This is a genomic window from Desulfosceptrum tomskiensis (assembly GCF_049818055.1).
In the GTDB taxonomy this organism is placed as follows: domain Bacteria; phylum Bacillota; class Desulfotomaculia; order Desulfotomaculales; family JASEER01; genus JBFLVT01.
In genome coordinates this window covers 2,233,930-2,249,997 of record NZ_CP187479.1, presented here as the reverse complement: position 1 = coordinate 2,249,997, position 16,068 = coordinate 2,233,930, and the positions used below count along the sequence as shown (strand labels likewise).

Sequence of the window (16,068 nt, the reverse complement as noted above, 5' to 3'; positions counted from 1 at the left end):
AAGAAAAACCGCCGTACCGGGGCGGCGGATGTGGCGGGCTATGACTCCAACAGTTCTTCGCATTCTTCGATCAAACCCAGCAACCTGCGGGTAAGAAACTGGTCGCCGCACTGCCGTACCGTGAAGTTATAGGCCAGACGCAGCTGAAACACCAGTTTTGCTCTCTGTACGTGGCTTATGGGCGGGGGATCGTATTTCAGTGTATCGGCTAATTTCTTGGATTGAGAAACCAGTTGCTCGAATCCCTCTACAGAAACTGACATTTCGTAATCCTCTCCCCAGGCGTTAGAAAACCGCTTCTTTATTCTAGGACAAGCAAGCTTTTGAAATTGTTCCTCAAATCGGTCTGGTATCTTTTGCCTAGATGACAATCCCTCTGTTATGCTCAACTTACGACTTTGCGCTGCGTAATGAAACTAGTCCCACGCCTTTCTAACATTTGCTAGGATCCGGCTTTGCCGGTGCGCTCAGCACTCTAGTGACCCCGTCCGAATGCCGAACGCCGGCGCAATCCTAGGATTGCGCCTATACGGCTTCCAGCCGATCCAGGAACATTTCAAAATCGCGGCTTTCCAGACGCATTCCTTCGTCCTGTCCAAGCATAATAGTACTGAGGACGTCGAACATGGCGTCGCAAGTCTCATCGCTGGTGGTGTTATCAATAAATTCCAAGTCGTGGAACTTTTTATCGGCCCAATGCACTATTTCGTCGTAGGACAGGTATCCCATAAGGTGCAGTTTGATCATGCCGCTGACGACATCCGGCGAAAGCATAAGTTCCCCTCCTTAGTCAATGTCTTGAGCTACAACTTAGTGTGCCACGGAGGGGAAGGCTTAGCCCGGTAAGTATCTGCCTAGTAAGGAAGTCAGAGGCCAGAATGAGGTCGGACGCGATGAAACCCGTGCCGGTTTTCTCAGCATTAAGTTCCGGCTTCCGGTTTCCGACTTTCGGCCTTCGGCTTCCGGCTTCTGACCTCCGGCCTCCGAACGATGGATTATAGGGAAATCCGTAGGATTTCTTCGAGCCAGATTTCTGACCTCCGGCATCCAACCTCTTTATTGGAGGCTCTTGGAGCTTCTCCTGCGGGGCTGGGGAGCGCCAAACTTGCCCGGCTTCGTTCTTATCCCCTGGCGCAGCGTGCGAAAAGCCGCGTATACCTGGTCCTCGCACTCCGCAGGAACGTCAACGTAACACCTGTCGTCAAAAATTTTGATGTTGCCTATCTCGCCGCGCCGCACGCCGGCTCTGGAAAGCTGGTCGATCACCGCCCTGACGTGCAAACCGTGCTTGCGCCCGAAAGGCAGTTTAACGGTAACCGATTCGGGCTCCGCGCCCAGCAGTTCCGCTGTTTCCAGTTCCCTCCCCTCCTTGGTCAGCATCATCAGGCACGCCGCCAGCAACTCGATGGATTCGTGATTTTCAAGCAGCTGAATGGCCAAGGCGCGATATTCGCCCACCAGGGGTTGACCCAGAGCCTCCTCGACGCGATGCAAAAGCTCCTGCTGTCTCCGCTCCTTGGCGTCGGCCAGGGTCGGCAGAGCGTGGCGCCTGATGCGTTTGCCGATGCTCTGCTCGATAAAGCGCAACTGCCTGATCTCGCGGGGCGTAACCAGGGTAATGGCCACACCCTCGCGGCCGGCGCGGCCCGTCCGGCCGATACGGTTGACGTAGCTCTGCGCGTCCTGCGCGATGTCGTAGTTAATGACGTGGGTCACGTGGCTGATGTCCAGGCCCCGCGCGGCCACGTCGCTGGCCACCAGCAGCTCGACGAACCCTGAACGGAAACGGCTCATGACGCTGTCCCTCTCCCGCTGGGACAGGTCGCCGTGGATGACCTCGGCCTCGTAACCACGGACCCGCAGGGCCTCGGCCAGTTCGTCGGCCCCCCTTTTGGTGCGGCAAAAAATAATGGCCGAAGCCGGCATCTCCACGTCCAGAATACGGCAGAGGCTTTCCAGCTTCTGCCGGGCGTTGACCTCGTAATAGCGCTGCTCGATCAGCGGCGCCGTAAGCTCGCTGCCGCGAATGGCGACGACCTGGGGGTCTTTCAGGAACGACTTGGCCAGGTTCTCGATCTCGGCGGGCATCGTCGCGGCGAAGAGAAGAGTCTGCCGGTCCTCGGAGCACTGCGCGAGAATGGTCTTGATGTCGTCCAGGAAACCCATGTCCAGCATCTCGTCGGCCTCGTCCAGGACCACCACGCGCAGGCCGTCCAGCCTGATGGAGCTTCTCTGCAGGTGGTCCATGAGGCGGCCCGGGGTGCCGACGACCACCTCCGGGCGGTTTTTCAGCGCGCGCAGCTGGTGCTCGATGGACTGCCCCCCGTAAACGGGCAGAACGCGGACGCCGAGGTACCTGCCCATCGAAGTGATGTCGGTGGCGACCTGTACGGCAAGTTCCCGCGTGGGACAGAGGACGAGGGCCTGCAGGCCTTGCCCCGGGACGATCTTCTGCAGGATGGGCAGCCCGAAAGCCGCCGTCTTGCCCGTCCCCGTCTGGGCCTGTCCCAAAACGTCCCGCCCGGCCAGGAGCGGCGGGATGCTCTTCTCCTGGATGGGCGTCGGCGTTTCGTAGCCCAGGTCTTCGATAGCCCGCATGAGTTCGGGCTTCAGCCCCAGATCCGCAAATGTGCTTGTTGCTGTCATTTTTTACTCCTCAAACTTTAAATCTCGAACTCCGCATCCGATCTTTAGTCTTACACCAAACATCTACCCTGAAAAACGGCCCTTGCTATTCGGGTCTGGGTTTATCCCCGCAAGCAACTTTGCTCAAAGCTTCGGGCACCGTTCTTAGCGAAGGTGAGGTCAGCGTGGCCGCCGACGAGGACGTTCGCGGGCGCTTCCGCTGTCAAAGCGTCGGCCGTACGCTTGCCCTCGGCCTTGCCTGCGCGAACTTGTACGTGACAGAGGAAGATGCTCGTTCGCCTCGGGCGCCGGCCGAACTCCCCGGCACTCAACCTGGCGATTCGTTAAAGCAAACCCATCTCCTATAGCTAAGATCTTCGAAGAGATTTGGTTGAGTGCCGGGTCAAACAGCGGCCGACGCTTTCCCTCGGCTCACTGCGCATTTTTGATTTATACTCCCAACGTTCGCTACGGCCAAGGCCTCGACGCGTACTTGGGTAACCTGCTGAAAATTGCGCCCGCGAACAATCCGCAGGAGGCCCGCCACGTTCCGAACCGAGCTTAGAACGGTCGAAGCGGAGCACGGAGCGCGGGGATAACCCAGACCTGCTGTAACCGTTTTTCATTGTCTGTGGTGCTGCATTTTGCAGCGTGAGGGTCTAACATTGACATCATATCTAATATCTTACACCCTGGACCCTGCAGCTTAAACCCCTTTTCTTAATCTTTGCCCCGCGGCGGACGGTTATGCCGTTAAGCCCGGTCCCGGACGGGCTCAAAGAGGCCGTCCAGAACCGCCCAGTTTTCGGGGAACCTGTTACCCAGAACCCAAAAGCTGACCCCGCGCAGGCCGAACTCGCGCACCAGAGCGTACTTGGCGGCCATGCTCCAGCCGTCCTCGAACCAGACCGCGTGGCCGTTATCCCAGTCGTCGGTGTAATAGAAGAAGGGCGAAGCGGCCCTTTCGTCCCACTGGATCCGGGCGCCGTAACGCTGGGCGAGCTGGCGCGCCCTGACGGGATCCAGGCTTTTGGCGGTATTGGCCGGCGTGTCCGGCAGTTCCCAATCGTACCCGTACAGGGGCATGCCCATCAGGATTTTGCCGGGCGGCACATGTTGCACCAGGTACTCGATCACGCCGCGCACCTTGTCCAGGGGGGCGATGGGCATCGGCGGCCCGCCGATCCAGCCCCACTCGTAGGTCATGACGATCACGCGGTCCACGATCGAGCCCAGGGCCGCGTAGTCGACGAAACCGACCCAGGCCTCGTCGGGCCTGTCGCCGGCCTTGGGCGCCACGGCGACGGACAGCGGGTAACCGGCGCGATGGAGGATGGCGGTCATCTCGCCGATAAAGCCAGTGTAAGCTTCACGGTCCTCGGGAGGCAGGTTTTCAAAGTCAATGTTCAAAGAGTGGTAACCTTTCTCTCTAAGGACCCGGAGGGTGTTTTCGATCACCCGCGTGCGCAGCGCCGGGTCGTTGACGATGGCGTGTCCCAGGTCGGAGCTGAAGTTCGTGCCGTCGAAATTGGTCAGCACCATCTGCGGCCGCACGCCGTGGCGGCGCGCCGCCTCGAGGACGGCGTCCTCGCCCTCGGGGGCGACCAGTTCGCCGTCGTGCCCGGCCCGGTAACTGAAGACGCTGACGTAGGTCAGGTGCCGGGCGGTTTCGTCCAGGGCGTTTACCGCGCCTTTGCCCGGCAGGATGTAGGCGTTGACTTCAATGGCAGGCTCGGGGGAGGTCACGTTGTCGGGCTGCCCGTAGTAAGCTACAGCCGGTGAACCAAGGGGAACCAGTGCGGTCACCGCAAAAAGCAGGGAAACAATCAGGAACCGCGTCGCCTGCCGAATCGCAACACACCACGCTTTCGAGGAGGTAGTTTCGCAACGTGGTTCGTATTCTTCGTCAGGAACGGCAGCCCTTTAAGCAAATTCTGTAGATTTAACCGGGGATTACTTCCGCCGCGGGCGTGAGAATCTCGACATCCGCCCGGGAGCGGGCCGCGGCGGCCAGGTCGCGGACGGTACGGCCGTTGAGAAGGCGGTCGGGGACCAGCTCGGCCAAGGGCACGAGGACGAAGGCGCGTTCGGCCATACGGGGGTGCGGAATGGTCAGGGCGGGGTCATCCATGGTTACGTCGTCGTAGAGGAGAATGTCGATGTCTATCGTCCGCGGTCCCCAGCGGACGGTGCGCACGCGGCCGAGGTCCCGCTCGACGCGCTGAACGGCGGCCAGCAGGTCGAAAGGGGACAAGTCCGTCGTGACTTCGATTACCGTATTCACAAAGCGCGGCTGGTCGATGAATCCCACCGGCGCGGATTCGTAAAGGGAAGCGGCGCGCAGCACCGCGATCCCGGGCAGGGCGCGCAGGCACCCGATGGCGGACAGGATGTTGGCCCGCCGGTCACCGAGGTTTGCACCGAGGCCCATGTAGGCCTTTGCCGAACCCTTCCCGGTCATCGGCCGCGCCTGATTTCCACGGCGGCATAAGCCAGGTGCCCGGGGATGGGGGCCGACGGTTTCTTGACGCGGACCACCACCTCGCGCACCGGCGCGTGCCCGGCCAGGATTTTGGCGGCGACGGCCTCTGCGGCGGCCTCCAGGAGCCGGAAAGGACGCTCGGTGAAGACCGTTTGCACGTCGGCGTAGACCAGCGCGTAGTTGACCGTCAGGGCCAGGTCGTCGGTCTCGCCGGCCGGCCGGAGGTCGGCCAGCATTTCGATGTCCAGGATGAACCTCTGGCCCAGCTCGCGTTCGCTGTCGGAAACGCCGTGGTAGGCGTAGATTTCCAGTCCTTTCAGGATGATCTTATCCATTTTCGTCCCATCCCCGCAAAATGGCGTCGGTCATCCGCGCCACCCTGGTCATCGCCAGGACGTCGTGGACGCGGACGATGCCGGCCCCCCCGGCGATGCCGACCGCCACCGTGGCCGCCGTCCCCTCCAGCCGCTGGTCCACAGGCAGGTCCAGGACCTTGCCGATGGTCGACTTGCGCGAGGTCCCGATCAGGATGGGCAGACCGAAGCCTTTCAATTCACCCAGCCGGCGCAGGATCTCGAGGTTGTGGGCCGGCGTCTTGCCGAAGCCGAACCCCGGATCGAGGATCAGCTGCCGCTCGCTGATGCCGCTCTTGAGCGCCAGTTCGACGCGCTCCTCGAAGTAGGACCAGACTTCGCCCATCAGGTCGCGATAAACGGCCTTCTCGCGGTTGTGCATGAGCACCACCGAGACGCCGGCCCCGGCGACGAGCTCGGCCATTCCCGGGTCCCGCAGGGCCCACTGGTCGTTGATGACGTGCGCCCCCGCTTCCAGCGCCGCCCTGGCGACCGCGGCCTTGGAGGTATCGACGCTGACGGGGACGGGCAGTTCCCGCACCAGCAGCCTGAGTACCGGGAGGATACGGGCGGTCTCGACCTCAGCCGGGACGGGGGTGTGCCCGGGGCGCGTCGATTCCCCGCCCAGGTCGATGATGTCGGCGCCTTCCTCGACCATCCGCCGGGCGCGGGCCAGGGCACTCTCCGGCGTCATGAAAAGCCCGCCGTCGGAGAAGGAGTCGGGGGTGACGTTGAGGATGCCCATGACGAGAGTGCGCTTGCTCAAGGGCAGAACAATGCCCCGGCAATCGAGGTCCGGCAGCGATTCCTGCTCCAGGTTGTCCACGACACAGCGGAGCCGGGCCCCGAGCTCCGGCAGCCCGAAAGGCTGGATCAGCAGCTTGCGCGCCAGGCTGCGGTAATGGGTCACCGTCCCCATGAGCAGGACGTCGGTGCTCTCGACCGAGCAGTTGATGCATCCCCTGCTGACGGCCGCCTCCCCGCCCCGGGCCAGCATCTCCTGTTTGAGGATGTTGGCCTGCCAAGGAGCGAGGCCTGTAACCTTCAGCAGGCGGTACACGGCCTTGGGGGCCATGATCTTGCAGCCCCAGTCGTCCGCTCCCACCAGGGCGATCTCCCGCCTGGCCTCTTCCGTGTTCGTAACGCTTACCGGACGAACCTGCCACCTCATATTAAATGCATTCATAAAACGCAATCATATCCTTATTTCCAAGTGTTGACTCCAGGCATTGAAACGTTTTTATAGCTTACAACTTACGACATATAGGTATATTATCCTTGCAAACTCCTTCTATTTGCCAACCGTTTAACGACGTCCTGTCAAACGCACATCGCAAGCCGATCCATCCCTTATTCCCTGCAATTTCGATTTGCCGCTTGCAAGCATTCCGGCATCCGACTTCCGGCTTCCGACATCCTTATGCGTCACCAGGTATACGCCGCCTAAGGTCAGGACGGCCCCGACAAGGTGAAACAAGGCCAGCCGTTCTCCCAGGAACAGCACGCCCAGCAGGGCCGACCAGACCGGGACCATGTTGACAAAGATCGACGTCCGCCCCGCGCCGACCTTGTTCACCCCGACCAGCCAGAAGACAAAGGCGACGCCCGAAGCGAAAACGGCCAGAAAAAGCATGCTCCCTATTGTGACCGGGCTTAAGTCGAGGAACGACTGCCGGGGGAGAAAAGGGCCGGCGGCAATCAGCAGCATCAGCGCCCCGAGTCCATTGGAAAACGTCGAGGAGGCCAGCGGGGTCATGCGCCCGGTGGCAATTTTGCCGGCGACCGAGTAGACAGCCCACGACACCGCGCAGCCGAAAAGCATCAGGTCACCCTGGTTGACGGCCAATGCGGCGAGCACCGAGAGCGAGCCTTTGGTAATAATCACCGTCACACCCGCAAGGCATAGGAAAAACCCCAGCAACTGCCCGGGCCCGAAACGCTCCTTGAGGACGAAGAAGGAAATGATGGCCGTAATCATGGGACTCGAGGCGATGACCAAGGCGCCGTCGGTAGCCGCCGAGGTCCGCATGCCGTAGAAGAAAAGAGCGTTGTACAGGAAGACGCCGGTGGCGGCCAGGAGCAGCAGCACCGGGAGATCCCTCAGTTTCGGCAGGTTTTTCAGGCCTTCCCACCGCAGGAAAAAGGGGAGCAAGAACAGGAACGAGATCGAGAAGCGGACGGCGGCCGCGACCAGCGGGTGCATCTCCAGGACCACGAACTTGGCTGCGACGAAGGCTCCGCCCCACATCATGGCGGTCAGAAAGAGAAACAGGTAGTGCCATTCGAAACGACGGCTGTCCAAAATCTGTTGCCCCTCCGTATAACTCTGCATAAGAAGAGAACCGTGAAGGCCCGGAGGCCTTCACGGTTCCGCTATGCCTTCAATTGTTACCAGCGATTATTCGGCCGGCTTGTACTCCCAGACCATTGCCTTCTCTACCAGCTGGAAGATGTGCTTGACCTTCAGGCCAAGCTGGTATTCCTTATTAATGTCGTTCAGCTGGTCGTAGCAGTTGTGGCACGGGGCGCAGCAGATCTCGGCGCCGGTGGTGCGGATCTGTTCGGCCTTCAGTTTACCCTTGGCCATGCGGTAGGGCTTAATGGTATCGCCCATCGCCAGGGCGCCGCCGCCGCCGCCGCAACAGTAATTGTACTGGCGGTTCGGCCACATCTCGACGAAGTTCTCGCAGACCTGGCTGAGGACGTAACGCGGCTCCTCGACGACCCCGCCCTTGCGGACGGTGTTGCACGGGTCGTGCAGCGTTACGATCTCAGTGTTCTTGGACTTGTCGACCTGGATCTTGCCCTCGCGCAGGATCTCGGCCAGGTACTCGACCATGTGCAGGATCGGGAAGTCGACCGGAATCCACGCCTTGGCGCCGAACTTGAAGGCCCAGTAGCCGTGGCCGCACTCGGTGCACACGAGGCGCTTGGCGTTGAGCTCGCGCATGGCGTCGACGGTGATCTGGAAGATCTTCGTCGCCTCGTCGTCGCGCCCGTTGAAGAGACCGAAGTTCGTCACGTCGAAGGCCTTGCTGGAAAGCGTCCACTTGGCGCCGGCGGCCGTGAAGATCTTCGTCCAAGTCTTGATGTCTTCGGGATAGTACTTAATTTCGCGCGGGTGCGGGATGAACAGGAAGTCGCAGTCGGGGACGTCCATCGGGATCTTGAAGTTCGGGTCCCCGAGCTCTTCCTGAAGCTCTTCCTGCATCCAGTCGATGGTGTCCAGGTAGTCCTCCACGCTGACGCCCATCTGGTTGCCGGTTTCCAGGTGGGTATTGGCAACGAGCTGCAGCGTGCCGGGCGCGGTCAGGCCGAAATTGCCGCGCACCGTGCGCACGACACCACCCATGTCGATGCCCATCGGGCACTCCAGGGTGCAGCGCCCGCAGCAGTTACAGTTCCAGACGAAGATGTCGTCCAGGGTGCTTTGCTTTAGGCCAAGCAAGATCTTACGGATAAACTTGCGCGGGTCCATATTGTCGACCGCACCGTTAAAGCAGCAACCGGCCGCGCAGGTGCCGCACGTCAAGCAGGTCTGGAAGAAACTCCGCTTGGCGGGGTCCAGGATACGGTATTTCTCCTCTATTTCCTTGCGGAAAGAGGGGTCGGACACATTCGTCAAAGCTAGGGCTTCCATAATATCCCTCCAACCAACCTAATTTGGGGGTATGACCGTTGGCATCTGACGTGTGAGGTCAAATGAACGGTCTAAACAGTCATTCCTTAGGCCAGCAACGCCGCGATCTCGGCAAAGATCTGCTCATCCTTGAAGCCTCTAGCCGACAGAGCCTTGGACGGGCAGGCCGCCACGCAGGTGCCGCAGCCCTTGCAAAGGACTTCGTTGACTTCGGCAACCGTATGCTTGCCGCCCTTGTCGACCAGTGAAACAGCGTTGTACGGGCAAATCGTCACGCAGATACCGCAGCCGGAGCACTGATCCTGGTTGACGAGCGCCACGGCGCCGCCGCCGACCAGGGCTTCCTTCGTCAGCACGGTCGCCGCACGGCCCGCCGCAGCCCGGCCCTGGGCAATTGCTTCCTCCAGGAACTTGGGACCGTGAGCCAGGCCGGCCACGAAGACGCCGTCCGTCGCAAAGTCGACCGGGCGCAGCTTCATGTGCGCTTCAAGGAAGAAGCCGCCGTCGTATTCGCCGCAGACCTTGTAGAACTGGGCGATATCCTTGCTGTCCGGAGCCACCGTCGCCACGTTCAGGGCGAGGAGGTCGGCCTCGACAGCCAGCGGCTCGTTCAGGACCGGGTCAAACACGTTCACGACCAGCTTGCCGTCAACAGCCTTGACGTCAGGCTTACGGTCGACGTCATAGCGGACGAAGACAACGCCCTTCATACGGGCTTCCCTGTAGAAGTCTTCCTTAAAAGCGTAGGTGCGCATATCGCGGTAGAGGACGTAAACATTGACGTCCGGGTTAAGCTCCTTTAGCTTGAGAGCGTTCTTAACAGCCTCCGAGCAGCAAATCCGGCTGCAATACATCCGGGGTTCTTCACGGGAGCCGACACAGTTGATCATCACGACGTTCTTCGCGCCCTTAACCTTGTCGGAGCCCTTAGCGATCTCCTCTTCAAGCTCAAGCGCGCTAAGGACACGGGCGTCCTGACCGTAGAGGTACTCGGTCGGCTGGTAGACCCGGGCACCGATGGCGATAACGGTAGCGCCGTGCTCCAGGACTTCTTCCTTGCCGCCGGCACTCACGGTGGTCTTAAAGTTGCCGACGTAACCCTCAACGGCGGTAATGGTCGCACCCTTGAAGACCTTGATCCTCGGGTTGCCTTCAACAGCCGCGATTAAGCCCTTAACGTAGGACTGGACGTCGACACCTTCCAGGGTGTAGTGAATCTTGTTGGCCATACCGCCGAGGACGTCGGCCTTCTCAACAAGGTAGACATCGAAGCCCTGGCTGGCCAGGTCGAGGGCGGAATTCATGCCGGCCACGCCGCCGCCGATAACCAGAGCCGCCCGGTTGACACCGAGGGTCAGGGTGTAAAGCGGTTCGAGCAGGCGGGCCTTGGCGACCGCGCGCTTAACGATGTCCTTGGCCTTCGCCGTGGCAGCGTCCTTGTCCGTCATATGGACCCAGGAACAGTGCTCGCGGATGTTGGCCATCTCAAACAGGTAGGGGTTCAAGCCGGCTTCGGCGCAGGTCGCCCGGAAAAGCGGCTCGTGCGTCCGCGGGGTACAGGAAGCAACGACCACGCGGTTGAGCTTGTGCTCCTTAATCGCATCCTTGATCAGCTGCTGGGAGTCAGACGAACAGGAATACAGCATATTTGTGGCAAACACGACGTTCGGCAGGGTGGCGGCGAAGTCCTTCACCGCCGGAACGTCGACGTACGCGCCGATGTTGATGCCGCAGTGGCAGACGAAGACGCCGATGCGCGGCTCCTCGCCGGAAACGTCGACCTCGGCCGGGGCCTCTTCCTTGGTAACCAGCGTCCCGCGGGCTTCCGCCAACAGGCTGCCGGCACAGGCAGCGGCCGCGCTGGCCTGCATAACGGTCATCGGGATGTCCATCGGGCTCTGGAAGGCGCCGCAGACGAAGACACCCGGACGCGAGGTTTCGACCGGAGCGAGCGTAGAGGTCTCGGCGAAGTTGTACTTGTTCAGCTTGACGCCGATCTTTTCGGCCATCTCGACCGCACTCTTCGGCATGCCGAGGCCGACCGACAGGACGACCATATCGAACTCTTCGTAGGCAACGGAGCCGTCCTCGTTGGCGTAACGGATGCCGACCCTGTCACCCTCCAGCGGGTCCAGGCCGTAAACACGGGCACGGACAAAGCGGACGCCGGTCTCCTTCTTGGCCCGCTCGTAGTAGGCTTCAAAGCCCTTGCCGAAGGTACGCATATCCATGAAGAAGATGGCGGTGTCGAGCTTACCGGGGGCATGCTCCTTGGCGATCATCGCTTCCTTGATCGCGTAGGTGCAGCAGACCGAGGAGCAGTAACCGCAGCCGATCTTAACGTCGCGGGAACCCACACACTGCAGCCAGGCGATCTTCTTCGGCTCCTCGTGGTCGGAGGGCCGCACGAGGTGGCCGCTGAAGGGACCGGAAGCGCTGAGGATGCGTTCAAACTCAAGGCTGGTGACCACGTTCTTCACGGTCCCGTAGCCGAGGGCCTTGAGCGGGGCGGGATCGAACTTCTGGAAACCGGGGGCCAGAATCACCGCGCCGACCTCGAGGGTCAGGGTCTGCGGTTTCTGGTTGAAATCAATGGCGTCCTTCTGGCAGGCTTTCTGGCAGAGCATACATACGGGTTTGCCCGTTTGCACGCCCTTGGTCAGGTAGAGGCACTTGTCGGGCTGCCAGATGGCGTAGGTCGAAGGCACGGCCTGGGCGTACTTGTTGCCGATAATCTTCATCGTATTGATGCCTTCGTTGAAGGGGTCCGGAACCTTCACGGGGCACTTGGCGGCACAGTCGCCGCAGGCAACGCACTTGTCAGCATCGACGTATCTGGGCTGTTGAACAACGGTGGCCTTAAAGCTTCCGGGCTCACCGTCGAGGCCGGTCAATTCGGCCATCGTCACGAGCTCGATGTTGGGGTGCCGGCCGCATTCTACCAGCTTCGGGGAAAGGATACACATTGAGCAGTCGTTGGTGGGGAAGGTCTTATCCAGCGAGGCCATTACACCGCCGATAGCCGGGGACTTCTCGACCAGGTAGACCTTGTACCCGGCGTCAGCGAGGTCCAGCGAAGCCTGAACGCCGGCGATACCGCCGCCCACCACCATAACCGATCCAATCTTATTCGGCATAGTGCTACACACCCGTCCTCCCATTTGAGCGTCCCGGCAAATTTCTTTGCCGAGCCAAAAACCTGGAATCTATCAACCCGTTGGTAAACCGCAGCGAGTTTTCCCCACCCCCTCCTTTTGATTCATTCTTTAGTCAGTCAAACAACCGGCAAAAGAAGACGCAAAACCGGGCCCACAATTCCGAGGACCTCGGACTTCACCCCAAATCTTGTCCATAGTATAATTCGCCCGTCAGTTCACTGTCAATTCTTTTGTCCCGACAGGCTCCAATAAGAACGCCCGTCCGGCGTATAACGCCGACTGGGCGTTCTTTTTATTCATTCTTCATTCATCCACAGTAGCATTCGGCGCCATACACTAATTACCCTGCTGGGCACTGCCATATTCGAAGAAAAACATGGCTAACGCTTCCAGAACAGGAGATTCATACTTCTCGATCTCGCCCGCATCGGACATCGCGGTCAGCTTCGGGTCGACGGGCATCCGGGCGATCAGCTTCATCCCCGTTTCGGCCGCCACCTTGTCCGCCCTGCTGGGACCGAAGATTTCGTACTTCTCGCCGCACTTGGCGCACTCGAAATAAGCCATGTTCTCAATGAAGCCGTAAACCGGGATGTTCATCATGCGGGCCATGTTCAGCGCCTTCTTGACAACCAGGATGGCCAGTTCCTGCGGCGCGGTCACCATAATGAGGCCGTTGATGGGCAGCGACTGCATCACCGTCAGGGGGGCGTCACCCGTCCCCGGGGGAAGGTCGACGAAGAGGTAATCGACATCGCCCCAGGCGACGTCGGTCCAGAACTGCTTGATGGCGTTGCCGATGATCGGCCCTCGCCAGATGACCGGCTCCTCGGGGTTTTGCAGGAGAAGGTTCATGGACATCAGCTTGATGCCCAGGCCCTTGCTGTTCACGGGAAGGATATACCCCTCGGTACCGGTGGGGCGTTCGGTCGCGCCGAAAAGCTTGGGAATGCTGGGTCCGGTCAGGTCGGCATCGAGAATGCCCACCTTCTTGCCCGCGCGGGCCAGGGCGATGGCCGCTATCGCGGTCACCGTGGATTTGCCCACGCCGCCCTTGCCGCTCATGACCGCGACAACGTTCTTGATGTCCGAAAGGTCGTTCGGCGCCAGTTTCTCGATGGCCGGTCCCTTCTTGCCGGGGCACCCCCCGGCCGGCGCCATTTCAAGTTCGCTGCCGCCATTCTTCTTATCGGGAGCCAAAACTCGTCACCTCTTCAGAAAGTTATTTCTTATTCTGTACGGTCGAGCGACCGTGCATCCCTTTTCTGCGGCCCATACCCCGCTGGCTCAGGCTGGCCACCTCTTCGCTGCCGCATTTCGGGCAGCAGGGATCAGCCTCGGCCGGCTGCCCGTCCCACTCGATACGGCACTCGGCGCAGCGAAACCGGCGGGAAACGTACTCGTAGTTGCCGCCCTCAAGGCGGATGGCCTTCCCCTCGACGAGGGCCTGCGTAAGCTTCTGCCGGGCGCTGGTCAGGATACGCTGGAAGGTCGGCCTGGAGATGCCCATGCGCTCGGCGCAGGCCTCCTGTTCCAGTCCCTCGGTATCCTTGAGACGCAAAGCTTCGACCTCTTCGATGGTCAGGGCGACCTCTTCCAGGCTCCACAGCGGGATACCTGCCGGTTTGAAATAGGTGCAGTGAGGCAGAAATTCGACACGACGGCACTTGGGCGGGCGTCCCATTATATCCTCTCCTGCTGAAGAAAGTAGGCTGGTAACCGTAACTAAAATTATAGTAAAACAGTCAACATTGGTCAATGATTTCGAGCATAGCGACAATTAAATCCCGTCTCATACCTCCGTGCGGCCGCGGGCATACTAAGGGAAAATCGCAAGGAGGGAAACAACATGGCTGTTATGTGCACCGTCAACAACTGCCATTACTGGGCCTCAGGCAACAAATGCGCGGCCTCGGACATCCTGATCTGTTCCGACGAGCTGGCCCAAAAGGCCCCCGAGAGCTGGGACGCGAAGGACGCAAAACAGGCTAACGCCACGCCGGTGAAAAATTGCATAGACACGGCCTGCAAGACCTTCGTCGACAGGGGTTCCCCGGCCACCAACGTGGACGGCGCCACCAGGAAGATGTCTTAAAGAAATTCTCGCCTAATTGAACCTAAAGAGGAACTCTGACGACGAGTTCCTCTCTCCGTTTAATGGGCCTGTTCGGTATGGTCTACCCCTTTATCATCAGAACGGGGCAATGAGCATGTCTGGTCACGAACTGGGAAACGCTGCCGATAACCAATTGTTGCAAGCGGCTTAAGCCCCTTGCTCCTACAACAATCAGGTCTACCTCGTTTTCGTTCGCGAAACGAACCAGGGTCTGCCCAACATGGCCGAACAGCAGGTGCGCCGTGACGTTTTCACGATCAAGAGCCGGTTTAATCTTTGCGAGGCTCTTGTCATAAAACGCCTGCGCCTGCGCTTTAATGTCTTCGACTTCCCCCACGCTCCCGGCGTAGTCGGGCAGGTGAGCGACCATCACGACATCGAGCGAAGCCCCGTACTTCCCGGCGAGGTCCAGGCCGGCGGCAAACGCCTTCAGGGCATGGTCCGAGCCGTCGTAGGCCACCATTATCTTCTTAAACATCTCCGACCCTCCTCAACTTATCCTTCCCCTGTACTCTTTCCGCCGTCAAAAAAGCATTCTTGCGCCCTGGGCCGGAAGAAGGCCTGCGCGATAACCGTGGGCACGATGGCGCTGCTGATCACGGCTGTTACCAGGATGGTGTACTGTTCCTGGTTAATTATCCCATGCGACAGGCCGAAAAGGGAAGAAATCGTACCAAAAGTCAGACCCGTCGACATCAGCAGGGTCGTGTACATCCCGTTGCGGCTGCTGAACCGGAACAGCTTGGTAAGCGGCAACACGCCGGCGAATTTGGCGACGACCTTAACGGCCAGGTAGATGACGATCAGCAGCGCCCCCGAGGCGATGGCAGGCAGGGAAATAAAGAGACCCGCTTTAAGGAAGAAGAAAGGCGTTAAAACGGCGAAAGCCATCGCCCTCAACCGCGCCAGCAGTTCCCGGTGCGCCATAAAGAAGCCGGCCACGGACAGGCCCAGCAGGTAGGCCGGCAGAACAGCCTCACTGTTGGCCTTCAAAGCCAGGCCGCCCAGGAAGAACAAAAGGAACAGGAAGTATTTGGCCTCCATCTGGCTGACCCGGTTGCCGTACCGGGAGGCGAACCACGGCGTGAGCTTCGGGGTGACGGCCAGCACCACGGCCGAAACACCGATAAAGATGCCGAGCCAGACATCGAAATTAGCGAAGAAAATGCCCAGGGCCAGGACCGTGCCCAGGTCGGTGACGAAACAGGCGGCCAGGATGATCTTGCCGAGTTCGGTTTCGTTGAGGCCCGTCTCCACCATCACCGCGTAGACCACGGCCACCGAGGTCGTGGACAGGGCGATCCCGGCGATCAGCGAGGCGTCCATCGTCCAGCCGGCCACCCAGTAAGCGTAGGCGAAGGCGGCCAGGAAAGGAAAGAAAAAAGAGGCCGTGCCGATGGACACGCTCTCTTTAAACTTGCTGCGCAGGACCACCGGGTCGACCTCGGCCCCGGCCAGGAAGGTTAAAAACACGCTGCCGAAGCCGGCCAGCATCTGCACCCAGGGAACGACCTCCAGGTGGAGGAAGTTGCCCCCGATCACGCCGAACATGATTTCGGTAATGGCCACCGATAATCCGAGACGGACCGAAACCAGTCCCGCGGCAAGGGCGAGCCCGATCCACAATGAGGCGACGAGCCACTCGTTCACTGTTTCCCCTCCTGCTGCATCTGGTCGAGACCGGAACAAAAAGG

At 60.3% G+C, this 16,068-nt stretch carries 15 protein-coding genes; 1 reads left to right on the top strand and 14 read right to left on the bottom strand.

What is annotated here, in order from left to right; translation table 11 throughout:
* Positions 1 to 38: 38 nt before the first annotated feature.
* From ACPV0M_RS11435 to ACPV0M_RS11380, 12 genes are all read right to left on the bottom strand, one after another.
* Positions 39 to 263, bottom strand: coding sequence for a hypothetical protein (locus tag ACPV0M_RS11435; RefSeq protein WP_425620757.1), 225 nt, complete (start codon positions 261 to 263; stop codon positions 39 to 41).
* A 262-nt stretch (positions 264 to 525) separates the two neighbouring features.
* The gene (locus tag ACPV0M_RS11430) at positions 526 to 774 is read right to left on the bottom strand and encodes a hypothetical protein (protein ID WP_425620756.1); all 249 of its coding nucleotides are present in this window, start codon (positions 772 to 774) and stop codon (positions 526 to 528) included.
* Between the two features lie 282 nt (positions 775 to 1,056).
* Positions 1,057 to 2,646, bottom strand: coding sequence for a DEAD/DEAH box helicase (locus ACPV0M_RS11425; RefSeq protein WP_425620755.1), 1,590 nt, complete (start codon positions 2,644 to 2,646; stop codon positions 1,057 to 1,059).
* A gap of 732 nt (positions 2,647 to 3,378) precedes the next feature.
* On the bottom strand, positions 3,379 to 4,431 hold the full coding sequence (locus ACPV0M_RS11420; RefSeq protein WP_425620754.1) for a glycosyl hydrolase family 18 protein: 1,053 nt from the start codon (positions 4,429 to 4,431) through the stop codon (positions 3,379 to 3,381).
* Positions 4,432 to 4,567: 136 nt separating this feature from the next.
* Positions 4,568 to 5,086 (bottom strand): 2-amino-4-hydroxy-6-hydroxymethyldihydropteridine diphosphokinase, encoded by a 519-nt coding sequence (gene folK / locus ACPV0M_RS11415; protein WP_425620753.1) that lies wholly within the window; start codon positions 5,084 to 5,086, stop codon positions 4,568 to 4,570.
* Positions 5,083 to 5,442, bottom strand: coding sequence for a dihydroneopterin aldolase (gene folB / locus ACPV0M_RS11410; protein ID WP_425620752.1), 360 nt, complete (start codon positions 5,440 to 5,442; stop codon positions 5,083 to 5,085). Before folB ends, folK begins: the two co-directional genes overlap by 4 nt.
* Complete coding sequence (folP, locus tag ACPV0M_RS11405) at positions 5,435 to 6,631, bottom strand: dihydropteroate synthase (protein WP_425620751.1); 1,197 nt, start codon at positions 6,629 to 6,631, stop codon at positions 5,435 to 5,437. The genes folB and folP overlap by 8 nt, the downstream gene beginning before the upstream one ends.
* Before the next feature lie 135 nt (positions 6,632 to 6,766).
* On the bottom strand, positions 6,767 to 7,762 hold the full coding sequence (locus tag ACPV0M_RS11400) for a DMT family transporter (RefSeq protein ID WP_425620750.1): 996 nt from the start codon (positions 7,760 to 7,762) through the stop codon (positions 6,767 to 6,769).
* A gap of 96 nt (positions 7,763 to 7,858) precedes the next feature.
* The gene (locus ACPV0M_RS11395) at positions 7,859 to 9,100 is read right to left on the bottom strand and encodes a (Fe-S)-binding protein (protein ID WP_425620749.1); all 1,242 of its coding nucleotides are present in this window, start codon (positions 9,098 to 9,100) and stop codon (positions 7,859 to 7,861) included.
* 86 nt (positions 9,101 to 9,186) lie between these two features.
* Complete coding sequence (locus ACPV0M_RS11390; RefSeq protein ID WP_425620748.1) at positions 9,187 to 12,237, bottom strand: FAD-dependent oxidoreductase; 3,051 nt, start codon at positions 12,235 to 12,237, stop codon at positions 9,187 to 9,189.
* 357 nt (positions 12,238 to 12,594) lie between these two features.
* Positions 12,595 to 13,458 (bottom strand): Mrp/NBP35 family ATP-binding protein, encoded by an 864-nt coding sequence (locus ACPV0M_RS11385; protein WP_425620747.1) that lies wholly within the window; start codon positions 13,456 to 13,458, stop codon positions 12,595 to 12,597.
* 22 nt (positions 13,459 to 13,480) lie between these two features.
* Positions 13,481 to 13,942 (bottom strand): DUF134 domain-containing protein, encoded by a 462-nt coding sequence (locus ACPV0M_RS11380; protein WP_425620746.1) that lies wholly within the window; start codon positions 13,940 to 13,942, stop codon positions 13,481 to 13,483.
* A gap of 165 nt (positions 13,943 to 14,107) precedes the next feature.
* Here ACPV0M_RS11380 and ACPV0M_RS11375 point away from each other — a divergent pair, with 165 nt between their 5' ends.
* Complete coding sequence (locus ACPV0M_RS11375) at positions 14,108 to 14,353, top strand: DUF1540 domain-containing protein (protein ID WP_425620745.1); 246 nt, start codon at positions 14,108 to 14,110, stop codon at positions 14,351 to 14,353.
* A gap of 82 nt (positions 14,354 to 14,435) precedes the next feature.
* On the opposite strand, the gene ACPV0M_RS11370 is transcribed toward ACPV0M_RS11375, so the two are convergent.
* Positions 14,436 to 14,852 carry a universal stress protein gene (locus tag ACPV0M_RS11370; protein ID WP_425620744.1) on the bottom strand — a complete coding sequence of 139 codons (417 nt, stop codon included), beginning with the start codon at positions 14,850 to 14,852 and terminating at the stop codon, positions 14,436 to 14,438.
* 17 nt (positions 14,853 to 14,869) lie between these two features.
* Positions 14,870 to 16,024: a cation:proton antiporter gene (locus ACPV0M_RS11365; RefSeq protein ID WP_425620743.1), complete on the bottom strand. Its 1,155-nt coding sequence runs from the start codon at positions 16,022 to 16,024 to the stop codon at positions 14,870 to 14,872.
* Positions 16,025 to 16,068 lie beyond the last annotated feature (44 nt).

Coding starts and splice junctions, on each gene's coding strand:
- ACPV0M_RS11435 (WP_425620757.1), bottom strand. CDS start 263: ATGTCAGTTTCTGTAGAGGGATTCGAGCAACTGGTTTCTCAATCCAAG.
- ACPV0M_RS11430 (WP_425620756.1), bottom strand. CDS start 774: ATGCTTTCGCCGGATGTCGTCAGCGGCATGATCAAACTGCACCTTATG.
- ACPV0M_RS11425 (WP_425620755.1), bottom strand. CDS start 2,646: ATGACAGCAACAAGCACATTTGCGGATCTGGGGCTGAAGCCCGAACTC.
- folK (WP_425620753.1), bottom strand. CDS start 5,086: ATGACCGGGAAGGGTTCGGCAAAGGCCTACATGGGCCTCGGTGCAAAC.
- folB (WP_425620752.1), bottom strand. CDS start 5,442: ATGGATAAGATCATCCTGAAAGGACTGGAAATCTACGCCTACCACGGC.
- folP (WP_425620751.1), bottom strand. CDS start 6,631: ATGAGGTGGCAGGTTCGTCCGGTAAGCGTTACGAACACGGAAGAGGCC.
- ACPV0M_RS11395 (WP_425620749.1), bottom strand. CDS start 9,100: ATGGAAGCCCTAGCTTTGACGAATGTGTCCGACCCCTCTTTCCGCAAG.
- ACPV0M_RS11390 (WP_425620748.1), bottom strand. CDS start 12,237: ATGCCGAATAAGATTGGATCGGTTATGGTGGTGGGCGGCGGTATCGCC.
- ACPV0M_RS11380 (WP_425620746.1), bottom strand. CDS start 13,942: ATGGGACGCCCGCCCAAGTGCCGTCGTGTCGAATTTCTGCCTCACTGC.
- ACPV0M_RS11375 (WP_425620745.1), top strand. CDS start 14,108: ATGGCTGTTATGTGCACCGTCAACAACTGCCATTACTGGGCCTCAGGC.
- ACPV0M_RS11370 (WP_425620744.1), bottom strand. CDS start 14,852: ATGTTTAAGAAGATAATGGTGGCCTACGACGGCTCGGACCATGCCCTG.